10 protein-coding genes and 1 tRNA gene are annotated in these 15,108 nt (G+C 48.0%); 8 read left to right on the forward strand and 3 right to left on the reverse strand.

Features of this window, described 5'->3' with window-relative positions; genetic code table 11:
• Window positions 1-28 precede the first annotated feature (28 nt).
• The 5 genes from ACJMM9_RS01290 to ACJMM9_RS01310 all read left to right on the forward strand — a co-directional run bounded on the left by ACJMM9_RS01290 (window position 29) and on the right by ACJMM9_RS01310 (window position 5,078).
• Window positions 29-355 (forward strand): stress response translation initiation inhibitor YciH, encoded by a 327-nt coding sequence (locus tag ACJMM9_RS01290; protein WP_088640157.1) that lies wholly within the window; start codon window positions 29-31, stop codon window positions 353-355.
• An 88-nt stretch (window positions 356-443) separates the two neighbouring features.
• Window positions 444-1,772 (forward strand): hypothetical protein, encoded by a 1,329-nt coding sequence (locus ACJMM9_RS01295; protein WP_405323112.1) that lies wholly within the window; start codon window positions 444-446, stop codon window positions 1,770-1,772.
• Window positions 1,769-4,084 (forward strand): hypothetical protein, encoded by a 2,316-nt coding sequence (locus tag ACJMM9_RS01300; protein WP_405323114.1) that lies wholly within the window; start codon window positions 1,769-1,771, stop codon window positions 4,082-4,084. The genes ACJMM9_RS01295 and ACJMM9_RS01300 overlap by 4 nt, the downstream gene beginning before the upstream one ends.
• 2 nt (window positions 4,085-4,086) lie before the next feature.
• A complete protein-coding gene (locus ACJMM9_RS01305) occupies window positions 4,087-4,914 on the forward strand; it encodes a deoxyribonuclease IV (RefSeq protein WP_405323116.1) in 828 nt (275 codons plus the stop codon).
• Window positions 4,915-5,005: 91 nt separating this feature from the next.
• Window positions 5,006-5,078, forward strand: a tRNA-Asn gene (locus tag ACJMM9_RS01310).
• Window positions 5,079-5,271: 193 nt separating this feature from the next.
• Here ACJMM9_RS01310 and ACJMM9_RS01315 read toward each other — a convergent pair.
• From ACJMM9_RS01315 to ACJMM9_RS01325, 3 genes are all read right to left on the reverse strand, one after another.
• Complete coding sequence (locus tag ACJMM9_RS01315; RefSeq protein ID WP_405323118.1) at window positions 5,272-6,120, reverse strand: hypothetical protein; 849 nt, start codon at window positions 6,118-6,120, stop codon at window positions 5,272-5,274.
• 22 nt (window positions 6,121-6,142) lie between these two features.
• Window positions 6,143-7,117, reverse strand: coding sequence for a flotillin-like protein FloA (floA, locus tag ACJMM9_RS01320; RefSeq protein ID WP_173467214.1), 975 nt, complete (start codon window positions 7,115-7,117; stop codon window positions 6,143-6,145).
• A 67-nt stretch (window positions 7,118-7,184) separates the two neighbouring features.
• Window positions 7,185-8,756 (reverse strand): NfeD family protein, encoded by a 1,572-nt coding sequence (locus tag ACJMM9_RS01325; protein WP_405323120.1) that lies wholly within the window; start codon window positions 8,754-8,756, stop codon window positions 7,185-7,187.
• A 244-nt stretch (window positions 8,757-9,000) separates the two neighbouring features.
• Between ACJMM9_RS01325 and ACJMM9_RS01330 the strand changes: the two genes are divergently transcribed.
• The 3 genes from ACJMM9_RS01330 to pnp form a co-directional block, all read left to right on the forward strand.
• The gene (locus ACJMM9_RS01330) at window positions 9,001-13,113 is read left to right on the forward strand and encodes a response regulator (RefSeq protein WP_405323122.1); all 4,113 of its coding nucleotides are present in this window, start codon (window positions 9,001-9,003) and stop codon (window positions 13,111-13,113) included.
• A 251-nt stretch (window positions 13,114-13,364) separates the two neighbouring features.
• Window positions 13,365-13,637 carry a 30S ribosomal protein S15 gene (gene rpsO, locus ACJMM9_RS01335; RefSeq protein WP_088640149.1) on the forward strand — a complete coding sequence of 91 codons (273 nt, stop codon included), beginning with the start codon at window positions 13,365-13,367 and terminating at the stop codon, window positions 13,635-13,637.
• Between the two features lie 20 nt (window positions 13,638-13,657).
• On the forward strand, window positions 13,658-15,108 hold a 1,451-nt coding region (gene pnp / locus ACJMM9_RS01340; RefSeq protein ID WP_405323125.1), incomplete at its 3' end, for a polyribonucleotide nucleotidyltransferase.

Consider the following 15,108-nt stretch of genomic DNA (forward strand, 5'->3'; position numbering starts at 1 on the left):
CTATCTTTTGACAAAAATGAGGTATTGCATGGGTATCGAAGAACGTTCTACGCTAGTATTTGCAAGTGGAGTTGGCCGAATCAAGGAAGAAAAGCCGAAGGCAAGCCGTCCACAGGGCGATGGCGTCGTCCGCATTATGCTGAAACGCCTTGGCGGTGGTAAAATGGCAAGTGTTGTTTCTGGAGTGCCGATGGATGAAGATGAACTTAAGGACCTGGCTCGCGCATTAAAGCAAAAATGCGGAGTTGGTGGATCTGTTAAGGATTTCAATATCGAGATCCAGGGCGATAAGCGTAACGTTCTCAAGGCCGAACTTGAGAAAAAGGGCTATACAGTTAAGCTTGCTGGCGGGTGATGTGATTTAGCTTGCCTTTCTTAAAATTCTATTGCCATTTCTTACAAAAAAAGTAAATTTATTGTAAGAAAATAGTTGGAGAAGTTTTATGTTCAAGCATCTGTCGTTGTCGTGTTTATTGCTTGCGATGATCGTTCCATTGTCTGTTTCTGCAGCACCCAAAGTGGGTACAATCAGTGCTGTTGTTCCCGAAGCTTATAAGAGTAAAAATAGCTGTTCTGATAGTTCTGAATGGACTGCTGCTAAGTATGGTGCCAAATTTGAACTGAACAACTGCTTTAAGACCAGTGATGGCGGTGCTATTGAGCTGATGTTGAAAGGGGATCATAGTGTCCTTACGATTGCTGAAAATTCCGTTGTCAGTATTAAGGACCTTATTGAAGACGATGGATCGGGTAATTTTGTTGTAAAGCCTGATATCCGAAAGGGATATATGGGTTTTAATGTTGAAAAAGATAAAGGCAATAAGGTGGACTTCAGTACGGGAACGGCAGCAGCATCGATTCGCGGAACGGAGGGCTTTATTGGCGATAATGGTAATGCTTTTTTTGCGGGTCTGAAAAATGGCAAGTTGATGATTTTGCCGGTTAGCGCCGATTCTCTTTCTATTGGCGAAGGTGAAACCGTCTTTGGCAAGGATGAATTTGCTGTGTTAAAACTCAAATCTTCTGGAGATATGGGCTTTGCAAAAATTCTAGACACGCTTCTTGCAGACACGTCAATGACTTTTGAAGAAATGAAGGCGGCTGTAATATATGCGGACTCGGTCTATCAGGAATCCTTATTGCGGAAGTCCTCTGCTGCAAATCGGCAGGCTGGAGATCGTGATAATATGATTCCGCAGATTAGGTATTCGTCTTACGATTCGTTGCGCTGTGTTGCTAATGTCTCGGTGTCGGATGTAGTCAAAGGGACAGAAGCCCGCTTGTCTGTGGTGATGGATGGAACGCCGATTTCTGAAATTTCTGTAAAACGCAGCATGCCCAAACGCCTTGCTTTACGCAGTGGCGTTCATGAATATGAATTTGTCGTAGAGAATGATGCTGGACGTAGCAGTGCGAGGAAAAAATTGGGCTGCTATCCCATGAAGCCTTTCTCCGTAAAAGTTTTTGGCAAAAAGCATGAACACATTCAGGTGCCGCCTCCGCCTCCGATTCCAGGAATCGAAGATGTGATTATGCAGACTCTGCAATTCCAGATTCGTGTTCCAGAATATGATCCGAGTTTCTTGAATAAAGTTACTGTTCGACAGGATGGCAAAGTCATTTTGCAGGAACGCTTGTCCCAAATCCAGAATCTGGATTATCAGATTCCTGTAGAATTGAAGCGTGCGCACAAGAACCGCTTTGATATTGAGGTCATTCACAAGAGTGGTTATGCCGTTAGGACGGCTAAGGTTTATGAGGTTGATAAATGATTTTTCGAGGAATCGCTCTAGCTTCTTTTTTGGCTATCCCCGCTTTGGCGCAATCGGCTGTTGATTCAGCGGACTTTTCGCAAGGTGATTCTTCGTGGGTTATAAATGGGTCTGTCGGTGCAGAATTTGGTTACCATTCTGTCGTGACTCAAAAAAATGAATCTGATGAAATTTTTGTAAATGGCAAAGATTCTGTCTATCCAGGGAAAAAGTACAGGAATTATTTTCAGGTTCCTGGAATTTTTGGCGCCTGGAATGTGTTTCTTCACATGGAATCGCCATCTGGGCAGAAAATTGATTTTACGTTGGATGCATCTAGCGATAAATGGAGAAAATTTGATCCGAAGTTTATACAGGCGTCTTACGAAGACCGCTTCCAGAAACTCGTCTTGGGCGATATGTTTGTTTCGGGTGGCGAATTGTACTTGGCGGGTATAGACCTGCTTGGTGCTAGTTATGATTTCAACTTGAACCTGAAAAAAGATGAAAATCCGTTGCTTGTCCTCAGTGCGTTTGGCGGCGAAAATCGTGCGCCCAAATTGCAAGGCGACAGGGACCCGGATCAATATAACAAGTACATAGCCCTTGATGAAGTTGAAGCGCAGAAAATGGTACTTGGCGGCAAGTTGCTTTGGAACGTGACGAATGATTTTGACGCTACAGTAGGATTTATTGGGAGCAAGGATTATCTTGAGGATCCTTTCTTGCGTGATGGAACTACAAAAAATGTGAATTTATCAGATCCGATGTATTCTTCAAGGACTTTCTTTGGCGATATCAACGGAAAAGTTCTTGGAGGACGGGGCGCCTACAATGTGCAGCTTGGCTTTGGCGGTGCTGACACTGTGAATGTCGTGGCACACCGTGCGGTGAACTCCGTATTTGAAGAAGCCGGGCTTGACGTATCCCGCTTTGCACAGTTGCGCCGATTGATGAATAATTCTTCTACAGTGAACCGCATGAATCGCGAAGAACTGGAACTCATTTTCGGCGATAATATGGACATGAGTGTAGACGAAATGCGTGATGAACTCAAGCGTATTTTGAAGGTTGCGCAAGATGTTCTGAAGAAGTATCGAGACGAAAAGAATGAGGATCCTTCGGAATGGACCGCGCAAAATCTGGCTTTGTCCGGTGCGTATAACTGGAAAAACAATGTGACGATGATCGATGCGTATTTCCGTTTTGTCGGTCGTAATTACTATAGCGCGGGTTCTCCGGATCTGTTGCAAAATTCACGCCAGCTGGGTGCTAAACTGGACCAGCAGGTCAAGGATTTCTGGAAGCTGAATTTTGGTTATGAATTGAATATTGAAAATGCTTCGGGACATGGCGATGCGTATAACGTATTTGGATTTGCCGAGGGTTCCAAGCTTGGGCTTTTGCCGGGAGCAGATGATGACTGGCTCGAAAAACATGAACAGGATGCACCGAGAACGCTCTATATTCACGACTTTGATTTAAAGAATACGTTTAAGGTTTGCGATTCTGTTGAAGTCATGGCCCGTTATGCTCTCAATTACCGCACTCGTAATACGCCCCAGAGACTTCACGGCAATTACTTTGCTTCTTCGGGAATTTATGCGGATTCCTGGTTTGATATCCAGAAAGGGAAACCTACAGTTGATGTGAAAACCGATGACGGAACGATTCAGCTTGATTCTGCACATTGGGCAATGTATGATGAATTAAAGGATGAAGAATACTTGGCGACTGAATTTGAAGAACGCTTGCTAAAGCATACTGTCGAGCTTGTGGCCACGTTCAGGTTCCCGAAGAATGTGCTGAAGGTTGGCGGCGTCTGGACGTATCGCACGGATATGTCGAGATTTAAGCAGGATGACTTGCTGGAAGATTTTGATTTTTCTGATGAAACGTATGGTATCTTGGGTTACTATTTCCATGGCGGTGATTATTTTGACGCTCGTTATCCGATTTCTCTTACGACGACTCTTGAAACGGTCCGTAATACGGTCGCGCTGACGCCCAGGTTCAGACTTTACAATCGCAATGAAATGAGCGAATTTGAATGGAGCCTTCTGGATAATGCCTCTATACAGTTGAAGCCGGGTTTTCTTGATTTGATGTTGCACGGGAATATCCGTCAGATTTTCATGAGCCGCAAGGAAAGTGGTAAAGATGTTGATGAAATGGAAATGGATTTAGATTTTTCCGCAGGAACAAAGTTCCAGCTGACAGAACGGTTTAGTACGGAATGCACGTTAGGCGCTTTCTTTAACTATCGTCCGGACAACAAGTCTGAAGATTATAGAGATATCTACGGTAGTGTTTCCGTCAATTACGATTTCTAGTTATGCATATCGGTTGTCATTTGTCCTCTTCTGGTGGCTTTTTGGCGATGGGCGAGACCGCTCTTTCCATTGGAGCCGATACATTCCAGTTCTTTACACGTAATCCGCGTGGCGGCGCTGCAAAGCCTTTTGACAAGGCCGATGCGGAAGCGCTGAATGCATTTATGGATGCGCATGATTTTGCCCCGATTTTGGCGCATGCGCCTTATACGCTGAATGCCTGTGCCGCAGATCCGTCGCTGAGGCAGTATGCTCAGGATGTCATGAAGGACGACTTGTATCGCATGGACCATTTCCCGCATGCGATGTACAACTTCCATCCAGGTAGTCATGTGAAGCAAGGCGTTGATGTTGGCATCGAGCTTATTGCGAAACATTTGAACAATATTCTGCATAAAGACTTGAAGACGAAAGTGCTCCTGGAAACGATGGCGGGGAAGGGTAGCGAAGTCGGGCGGACATTTGAAGAGTTGCGCCAAATCATTGACCGCGTAGAGCTTGATGATAAGGTTGGCGTCTGCCTGGATACTTGCCATGTTTTTGATGGCGGCTACGATATCGTGAACCACTTGGACGATGTCCTTGCTGAATTTGACAAGGTGATAGGGCTAAAGCGCTTGTGTGCGATCCACTTGAATGATAGCAAGAATCCGATGGGCAGCCATAAGGACCGTCATGAAGTCATTGGCGGCGGAAATATCGGGCTTGAGGCTCTTGTGAATGTCGTAAACCACCCGGCATTGAAGGGACTTCCGTTCTATTTGGAGACGCCCAACGAATTGCCTGGGTATGCCGCAGAAATCGCCTTGATGCGGAGTCGTGAGCGCTAATGGCCCAATTTCTATATTCGCAAAAAAAGAAATTTTTTAGCCTTAATGCCTTGACAAAAGAATAAAAAACATCTATATTTGGACCCGTCGATGCTTCATAGCTCAGTTGGTAGAGCCCGCGACTGTTAATCGCGTTGTCCTTGGTTCGAGTCCAAGTGAAGCAGCTCAAAACCCTCGATCGAAAGATCGGGGGTTTTGTGTTTATGTCATGGCGAACGGATGGTGCTGTCATGGCGGACTTGATCCGCCATTTCCATCAGTTGTAAAAATCCCGGGCGGTGGAACCGTCCGGGATGAATTGTATGATTTCGAGAGGTCGCGCGTTCGACTGGTTGATCGTTCGAGAGGTCGTGCGAATTACCTGCTTAAGGCTGTCCAGCGCTTTTTGAAGCGAGGCTCATCGATAATTTTGCCCCAGATGAATCCGCGTCGGACGCTTTCCCTGCTTATCGAGCGCACAACGGTGCGCTTGTTGAGCGGGTCCGCATTCTCGCTAATTCCTTCTGAATAGCCGTTTTCGATATCGCTTTGGCGGGCGATGGCGGCGGCTTCTTCTCGTGCCCTGCGGGCGCGTTCTTCGAGAATCTTCAGCTGATTCTGCTTATCGCTTGCTGCCGTTGATGCGCTTGGCTTAGGCGTGGCTGTTGCCGTTTGGGCAAAAACTTCCGCTTTCTGCTCGTGCGCTAGCAGGTTGTTGAGTTCAGTGATATCTTGCACGAGGACGTCGTATTCACCTTCACCCATATCGTGCCCGATAATGCGGTGCTGTTGCAGCAAGTTTATCATTTCGATAGCGCTTCCTTTGGACATTCCAAATTCATCCATCAGGTATTCGATATCGATAACGTCTAGCTGAATGATGTTTTCTGCAACTTCCCGCATCGTCACATGGTTGCCCATGCGATGGTGACTTTCGGGAATGGGAGGCGGCATCGGGGATTCCATTGTTCCCTGGGCCGCTTCTCGCTGCGCTTCTTCAAACTGCTTGATGTACTCTTGCAATTTGCGTGCGGCAAAAGGCTTGGACTCAGGGGGGGAGTCCTCGTTTTCGTCGAAATTTTCGTCGTCACGTTCATCTTCGAACTCTTGCATCGAATCGTCCGTTGGAGCATGCTGTTGCTGCTGTTCGGACTTCTTCTTCGCGTTAGCCCTTTTGATAAGCGCGTCGATGACGAAAATTGCAATGAATATGAGTAATGATTCCATGGGTTAAACCCTTCTGGTCAAATTACTTGCTTGCTTCCGGTGCAGAACCGATTTCCTTACGCATCTGCGTGTCGGCTTCGATGTTCTTGAGATTGTAGTAGTCCATCACGCCGAGCTTTCCGTCGCGGAGGGCCGTTGCCATGGCCATCGGAATCTGGGCTTCAGCTTCGACGAGCTTGGCCTTCATTTCCATCACTTTAGCCTTCATTTCCTGTTCGGCGGCGAATGCCATGGCGCGGCGTTCTTCTGCCTTGGCCTGTGCAATCTTCTTGTCGGCTTCGGCACGGTCGGTTTCAAGGATTGCGCCGATGTTCTGGCCCACGTCTACGTCTGCGATGTCGATGGAGAGAATTTCGAATGCCGTACCTGCGTCAAGGCCGGAGGCGAGCACCTTCTTGGAAATCATGTTCGGGTTTTCGAGCACTTCCTTGTGGCTCTGGGCAGAACCGATGGAAGACACGATGCCTTCACCGACGCGGGCGACGACTGTTTCTTCGCCGGCGCCACCGACGAGCTTCTGGATGCTTGCGCGTACGGTGATTCGGGTAATGGCGTGGAGCTGAATACCGTCGAGAGCCACGGCGGAGACTTTCGGGGTTTCGATGACTTTCGGGTTCACGGACATCTGCACGGCTTCGAGCACGTTACGGCCTGCAAGGTCAATGGCGGCTGCTTCCTTGAAGTCGAGCTTGATGTTTGCCTTGTTGGCGGCGATGAGTGCCTGGATCACGCGGAGCACGTTACCGCGGGAGAGGTAGTGGGCTTCGAGCAAGTTGGTGTCCACCGGGAGGCCTGCCTTGCAGCTGAGAATTCGTGCTTCTACGATGACCTGCGGCGGCACCTTACGGAGACGCATACCGATGAGCTGGAAAATGCTCACGTTTGCCTTGGAGAACAAGGCCTGGAGCCAGAGGCTAAAGAACTTGCCGATAAAGGCGAGAATGATGATGACGACGATGGCGGCAATGATAATGCCAACGGTGAGAAGAGTATCCATTTGTTTTTCTCCAAGTTATATGTTTTTTGTTTTAATCTTTATTGAAAAAAGTACGATCAGACTTGAACTATCTTTCGTCTTTCGTCTCTCGTCTTTCGTCTAGAATTACCCAGATATGTCCTTCCTGCACGGATTCGACCTTGACCTTTTCGCCGGCTTCGATGATCTCGCCGTGAGTCTGCACGTCAAAAAGCTTGGTGCTTCCATCCGGCATGGTGAAGCTTGCCTGGCCTACAGGGCGGAGGAATGTTTTTGCGGTTCCGACTGTACCAATGGCGACTTCCTGCACATCTTCGGTTGGGGAGACTGCTGTTTCCATGTCGGTCTTGAGCATCGGGGTCCAGCCTTCGGGTAAAAGTGGAATCAGGTACTTGCTTGCGGCAATCGGGATGATGAGTGCAACGGCTGCACTCCCGAGGACGAAGAATAGCCCGAATAGCCACGGGGTTGCATCGAATGTTGTTTCGACCGCTTCAGGGACGTATTCCGGGATGTTTGCCGTATCAAAGCTCATGATAAGTGCGATAATCATACAGGCGATGCCGCCGATGCCGAACAGGAATGTGCCCGGCATGACGAATATTTCGACTAAGAACAAAATCACGCCTGCTACAAGCAGGATGGCCGGGAAGTAGCCGTCGAGCTGCGGTGCGAACTGCCCGAAGAAGACGATGCCGATTAAGATGATGCCGATAATGCCGAACATCCCGAATCCCGGCGTCTTGAATTCTATGTAAAGGGCGCCGAAACCGAGAATCAGGAGGATTCCCGAGATGGCGGCGATGGCGCTTGCGATTTTCTCGCCCGTGTTCGTTTCGACTTCACTTTTGCGTTCGATAGCGAGCTTTGTTTCAAAGTCTTCGCGGTTCTTGAACGTGCCTCTGGAAAAGCCGAGTTCTTCGGCTTCCTTGTCGGTCATGGTCAAGAGTTCGCCTTCCTTCACGAGAATCTTGGGAGAACCCCAGAACTTCTTTTCGCTGCTGTCGAGAACGGCGAACTTTTTGCCTTCGATAATAAGCGTCGTGTCGCGTTCGGTCGCTTTGCCTTTGTCGAGCTTGGCGGTGAGCTCGAGAACCTCAAGTTCTGGCGTTACAAACGAGGAGGCCAGCAGTTCTGGGTAACCGTTGCGCTGGGCGAGGTTTCGGAACTTGGCGCGGAGCGGAGACTGGATCTTTTCGCCTACGATTTGCGGAGTGCCGTCGCCACCTTGGACAATCGGGGCGCAGTCGCCAATCGTTGTCGCTTCGAGCATGTAGAGCTTTTTGCAGGCAAGGGCGATGAGGCTGCCTGCACTGATGGCCTTCTTTTTCACGAGGGCGATTGTTTCGGGACCCTTGACTGCCATGATGGTATCGACGAGGTCGAAGGCTGCATCGAGGCGACCGCCGAACGTGTTAATTTCAAAGACTATGTAATCGGGCTTCTTTTCGATGGCTTCGCCGATGGCTCTAGCGCAGAATTCGTACATGGCGGGGTCAACATCGCCTTCGAGTTTGATCCAGACGGCCTGTTTCTTGGGCGCGGAAATTTCGGTTTTTACGGAATCCTTTTTTACCGGATCAACAACGGCCGTTGTGTCGGCAAGTGAAAATGCGGTTAAAAATGCCAGGAAGAGAAATAATTTCGTTAATATTTTCATATCGTCAATGTATAAAGATTTGATTTCTTACGAACATCTTTTTTGTGAAAAAAAACACGTTTTTGCGAAAAAGATGGTCAATGTTGTATTTTTTTGAGAATTTCCCCTCAGATTTGCGTTGTAAAATGTATAATATATCCTGAAATGTTACAAAAAACTTATGAATGATCAATTTTTTAAACGAAATTTAATCGTATCGCTGCTTTTGGTTGCGTTTTTGTTTATTGTAACGAATGTCTCTTTTTTGTACATAAACAGAAAAGCAATTGATGATAGCTGGGATTCCCTGGACGAAGTCGCTTATGCTTCCGAAGCCAAGATGGGCTTTCTGGGCCGTTCGCTTTTAAGCGCTCTCTCTAACATTTCGACTGTGGTGGGGATGGAAGAAAACCTGCTATCGGAAAACATGGTGCGCTTGGTTCGTGGTTCGCGTATCGGACCGTTGGTGTCGGCCGCTCGTCTTTATTTGCCCGATGGCCATATTATTGCGGACCATGCGGTTGTTTTCGATTCCTCGTATATAGAGAACTATAAAAAAATTGTATCACCCAAGCCGTATGTCTCTAAGGTGGGTCGCGATGTGGTTCATTCCGAAAATATCGTGTTTGAACAGCTTGTGCCTGTCCGTCGTAGGGGGCAGGTGGTGGCCATGCTTTCCGCTGTCTCTGAAATCAAATCGCTGTATAACTATGTTGCCACTAATGCGTTTAAGGGGAAAACTTCCCTGATCGTTGTGGATCGTCGCGATGGATCCTTTGTTGTCGAAAAAACGGGAAAGTGGAAGAATTTCAATGATTTTGTTAGGACGCTCAAGCCAAAGAGCGGGTATTCGCTTGACGAGTGGGCTGCAGCGGTAATTAAGGGCGGGGCGGCCCATATGGCATACGGAGAGGAATCTTCGGATGAATCGAAACTTTTGGTGGCGCTACCGCTTTTCGGTGGGAGCTGGTCCCAGATTCTGTATGTCAATGAAAATATTGCTTTTGCCCGAGTTGATAAAATTCGCAGGTTCTATATAGGGATTTCTGCGATTGAATTGCTTGTTATCCTGTTGTACCTGTTGCGCATGGTGTGGAATGCTCGCCGGGTGGCAGAAGCCGAGAAGAATGAGTATTCCGAAATTGCCGATGCCTTGAGTGGAACTTACGAGTGCATTTTCTATGTGAACGTCCTGGATGATACGTTTGATACGTTCCATGCCGATACGCTTATGAGCAAGTTGCACGAAGAGGTGAATGGGCGGGATTTCTTCTTTGAGTCCATCGCGAGCTTGCGGCATAATCTTTATGAAGATGATCTTGAAGTCGTCATGCATTTTATGGAGAAGGGGGCTTTCCTCAAGCGGCTTGAAGAAAGCGCTAGTGCTGCCGTCGAATACAGGCTTGTTATTGACGGTGTGCCGCAGTTCTATAGGATGAAGGCTATTAAGTCCAGTAAAGATGAAAATCATGTGATTGTAGCCGTTGAAAATATTGATTCCGAAGTCAACAAGGCGATTGCCCAGCGTCAGGAAATGGATCGCAACAATAGGGTGATCGAGTCCCTTGCTTCGGATTTTGACTTTGTGAACTACGTAACGCTTGGTGATGATGCTTCGACAGATTTTGTGGTGACTTACCGTGCAAGTTCCATCCTTTTGAAGTCTATTCCTGGGTGGTCTTCGGAAAAGAGTTTTGCAAAGAGAATGGACTTGCTGCTTAAATATCTTGTCTGTGATTCCGATAAGCTCCAGTTCCGTGAACAGACTAGCCGTGATCGCCTTGTTTCGACGTTGAAAGATGAATCCGTGGTTCATGTCAATTTTAGAATCAAGCTTGATGGCAAGGACGTCTATTACCAGATGAAGATTATTGCCGACAAGGATGAAATCGGCAATCTCAAGGGCATTGTTTTTGGTCTGCACAGTGTTGATGAAGAAATCAAGAAGCAGATGGAAATTCAGTCGAACCTGAAGCAGAATCTTGAAATCATTGACATCCTTTCGGAAGACTATTCGTCGCTGTTCTATTTTAATTTGGTTGACGGGTCTAGCGGTGTCCTTGCGGTTCGTGAAGATATTAGGGAATCGTTAAATAATGTTTTTGCTTCGTGTGACAGGCTTGAAGATGTATTTAAGGCTTTTGTCCTCGATATGGCGCACCCTGATGACCGCGAAAAGCTTTTTAAACTTGCTTCACGAGAAATTGTGGCTGAACAGCTGATGCACCAGAAACGACTGACGATTGTATTTAGACATTTGTATGGATCTGAATACAAATATACTCGTTTGGTGTTTGCTAAGGCTGAACCGCTGGATGTTCCGCCAAAACTTATTGCAGTTGGCTTTGTTGAAGTGGATGCCCAGTACCGTGCCGAAACGGAGCACCAGGAAAATATTGAACGCATCATGAGCCTTTCGGACCAGTACGAGGTCGTGTTCGATGTCAATATCGATACGGGCCTGTTTAGTGTTTCTTTGACGGGTGGAAAGTTTAATGATGTTGTCGATGAACAGACGGGTGAGGGCGTAGATTTCTTTAAGGATCGTGAAAAAGATGTCCGCAAGATAGTTTATAAGGACGATGTGGATTCGATTCTCCAGACGCTGAACCGTGATACCGTTATCGCCCGGTTGCAGCATGAAAATTCGTTCTTCCAGGATTATCGTCGAGTGACCAGCGAAGGTCTCAAATGGTATCGCATGAAAGTGACCAAAATGGGCGACTGGTCCAAGAGCCGTCGTGTGCTTGTTGGCCTCTTTAACAACGATGTCGTTTACCGCAAGGAAATGGCGCAGCAGGCCGCCCTTGAACAGGCTCTTGAAATGGCTAAGTCTGCGTCGCGTGCAAAGACGATGTTCCTCAACAACATGAGTCACGATATCCGCACTCCGATGAATGCAATTATTGGCTATACGGAACTTGCGACCATGCACATTGGCAACAAGGAACAGGTCAAGGGATTCCTTGGAAAGATTGAACTTTCGTCGAACCACTTGCTTTCGCTGATTAATGATGTGCTTGACATGAGCCGTATTGAATCTGGCAAGTTGAACCTGAACGAAAAACCGGAACGCCTGCCTGAAATAGTCCATACGCTCAAGGATATTGTGCAGGCGGATATCAATGCGAAAAAGTTGCAGTTCTTTGCCAATAGCATCGGCATCCACAATGAAGATGTTGTCTGTGATCGTCTCCGCCTGAACCAGGTGCTGTTGAACGTGATTTCCAATGCCGTGAAATATACTCCGGCTGGAGGTTCAATTTGGTTCTCCGTTGAACAGAAGGAAATCTCTGATCCGGGATACGGAGTGTACGAGTTTAGAATAAAGGACTCGGGCATTGGCATGAGCGAAGATTTCTTGCCGAAAATTTATGACGCGTTTACTCGTGTGAATTCCTCGACGGTCTCGGGTATCCAGGGAACGGGCCTTGGCATGGCGATTACAAAAAATATCGTCGATATGATGGATGGCACAATAGATATCAAGAGCAAGGTGAATGAAGGAACTGATGTTGTTCTGAATTTCAAGTTCAAGCTTGTTGAGTCTGAGCCGGAAATCGTGAAAATCAAGGAACTGGAAGGTAAGAGAATTCTTGTTGTTGATGATGATGTCGATTGCATCAAGAGCCTTCCGCAGCTTTTTGACGAGCTTGGCGTCGAAGTGGATTGTTGCTATTCTGGGGCCGAGGCTTTGGAAAAGGTGGAAAAAGCGAAGGCGGCTGGCTTTGCTTATGATGCGTTCCTCGTGGACTGGCGCATGCCGAATATGGATGGCGTAAAGACGACCAAGATGCTTCGTGAAATCCTGGGCCAAGATATTCTCGTGATTGTGATGTCTGCTTATGAATGGTCGGATATCGAGGATAAGGCTCTCAAGGTGGGAATCCGTAATTTTGTAAGTAAACCCGTGTTCTTGTCCGATGCGAAGAATATATTGATGCAGAGCTTTGGCTTTGCTCATGCCGAAGCTCCGGTGTTTGATAAGAAGATTAACTTTAGTGGCAAGAAGGTGTTGCTGGTCGATGATAATGAGCTGAATCGTGAAATTGCCCAGGAAATTCTGGAAGACTGCGGAATCCAGGTGACGACTGCCTGCGATGGCGAAAAGGCTGTGGAGTACATGAAGCATGTACAGCCGGGTGATTGTGACTTGATATTAATGGATGTCCAGATGCCAGTTATGGACGGCTACGAGGCGACTCGCCTGATTCGTAAACTGGACAATGAATTGGTGGCAGGTATTCCAATCATTGCAATGACCGCTAACGCTTTTGCCGATGACCAACAGGCCGCTCTGGATGCCGGCATGAACGAGCACGTGGCAAAACCCGTGAACGTCAACAAGCTCAAAGAAGTACTTTCGAGGTTTCTTTGAAAGACGAAAGGACGCGCCTTCGGCGCTACAGACGAGAGACTAGAGGGAAATAATGACACTTCGTGCTCGTTTTAGCCCGAAATTCTCTCGTCTCTCGTCTTTAGTCTCTCGTCTAAATACTATATTTACCCGCAAATTGCATTTTTGCCTGGGTCCTGTGACCAGATTCGCCAATTCCACTGGTGCTAGAGCAGTAAACTCGGACAAAAACATGTAATGAAACAAACAATCAAAAAAAAGGAATGGCTAAAATGGCTACTATCACTAAAGAAAAGGCTGCAGAACTCACCGCTAAGTTTGGTGCTAACGAAAAGGACACCGGTAACGTCCGCGTTCAGATCGCTATCCTCACGGAAAAGATCAAGAACCTCACCGAACACATCAAGACCAACAAGAAGGACTTCCACTCTCTCCGCGGTCTGTCTATGATGGTTGCAAAGCGCAAGAACCTTCTCAAGTACTACGGCGAAAAGGACATTATCGCTCAGCGTGCATTGATCAAGGAACTCGGTCTCCGCGGCTAATTCTCTGACTGGAGATTTTTATGTCAACAGAAGCTTATCAAGCTAAATACGGCAAGATGCTCGACCCGAAGGAAGTGTCTGTTAACCTTCCGGATGGCCGTGTCATTACGTTTGAAACTGGCCGTATCGCAAAGCAGGCACGTGGTTCTGCTGTCGCCAAGATGGGGGACGCGTTTGTCCTTTCTACCGTTTGCTACGGTGAAGAAAAGGATGGTGACTTCTTCCCTCTGACAGTTGAATACCGCGAAAAGTCTTATGCTGCCGGACGCCTGCCTGGTGGCTATAGCAAGCGCGAACCGGGTCGTCCGAGCGATGAAGAAATTCTTTCTGCTCGTATCATCGACCGTCCGATTCGTCCGATGTTCCCGGAAAACTTCACACGTGAAGTCCAGGTCGTCGTTCAGGTTCTTTCTTCCGACAAGAAGTTCGCTCCGGACGTTCTTGGCGTAAGTGCAGCATCTCTTTCTATCGGTCTTTCTGAACTCCCGTTCGAACAGCAGGTTGCTGCCGTTCGCGTGGCTGTCGTTGATGGCCAGAACATCGTGATGCCGACTTATGACCAGGTTGCCGTGGCCGATCTAGACCTCGTGGTCGCCGGTACGGAAGACTCTGTGTGCATGGTTGAAGGTGGTGCTTACGAAGTGTCCGAAGACACGATGATTGGCGCTATCCTCGCTGGCCACGAAGTCATTAAGGAAATGTGCAAGGCCCAACAGCAACTGGTGGACCGCTGCTCCAAGCCGAAGATGGAACTCAAGCCGAAGTTTGTTGGTGAAGAACACGACAAGCTCGCCGCTTTGGTCAAGGAAGTTGTCTGGGACGAACTGAACAAGGACGTCCACTCCAACATGGTGAAGACGGACTTCTATCCGGCTATGGCAGACCTCTGCGCTCGTATGCTCGAAGATCCGCGTATCCTCGCTGTTATTGGCGAAGGCGAAGCTCAGGATCCGAAGCTCGCTGCCGATGCTAAGGGCATCTTTGGCGAACTCGAACGCACGGCTATGCGCGAAATGATTTTGAACGAAGGCGTTCGTCTTGACGGCCGTACCACGACCGAAGTCCGCCCGATCGAAATCGAAATGGGCGTGCTCCCGCGTGCTCACGGTTCTGCAATCTTCCAGCGTGGCGAAACCCAGGGTCTCGTCATTTGTACGCTTGGAACAAAGGCTGACGAACAACGTTTCGAAAGCTTGCAGGGCGAAGGCGCAAAGAGCTACATGCTCCATTACAACTTCCCGCCGTTCTCCGTCGGTGAATGCAAGAAGCTCGGTCTTTCTCGCCGTGAAATTGGTCACGGTCACTTGGCCGAACGCTCCCTCGCTGCAGTCCTTCCGCTCCCGGAAGACTTCCCGTACACGATCCGCGTGGTTTCCGAAATCATGGAATCCAACGGTTCTTCTTCCATGGCCTCTGTTTGCGGTGGCTGCCTCAGCTTGATGGACGCTGGCGTTCCTATCAAGGCTCCGGT

Origin of the sequence: Fibrobacter sp., assembly GCF_045112255.1 — a bacterium.
Classification (GTDB): Bacteria; Fibrobacterota; Fibrobacteria; order Fibrobacterales; family Fibrobacteraceae; genus Fibrobacter.

Coding starts and splice junctions, on each gene's coding strand:
- ACJMM9_RS01290 (WP_088640157.1), top strand. CDS start 29: ATGGGTATCGAAGAACGTTCTACGCTAGTATTTGCAAGTGGAGTTGGC.
- rpsO (WP_088640149.1), top strand. CDS start 13,365: ATGGCTACTATCACTAAAGAAAAGGCTGCAGAACTCACCGCTAAGTTT.
- ACJMM9_RS01305 (WP_405323116.1), top strand. CDS start 4,087: ATGCATATCGGTTGTCATTTGTCCTCTTCTGGTGGCTTTTTGGCGATG.
- ACJMM9_RS01295 (WP_405323112.1), top strand. CDS start 444: ATGTTCAAGCATCTGTCGTTGTCGTGTTTATTGCTTGCGATGATCGTT.
- ACJMM9_RS01300 (WP_405323114.1), top strand. CDS start 1,769: ATGATTTTTCGAGGAATCGCTCTAGCTTCTTTTTTGGCTATCCCCGCT.
- ACJMM9_RS01315 (WP_405323118.1), bottom strand. CDS start 6,120: ATGGAATCATTACTCATATTCATTGCAATTTTCGTCATCGACGCGCTT.
- ACJMM9_RS01325 (WP_405323120.1), bottom strand. CDS start 8,756: ATGAAAATATTAACGAAATTATTTCTCTTCCTGGCATTTTTAACCGCA.
- floA (WP_173467214.1), bottom strand. CDS start 7,117: ATGGATACTCTTCTCACCGTTGGCATTATCATTGCCGCCATCGTCGTC.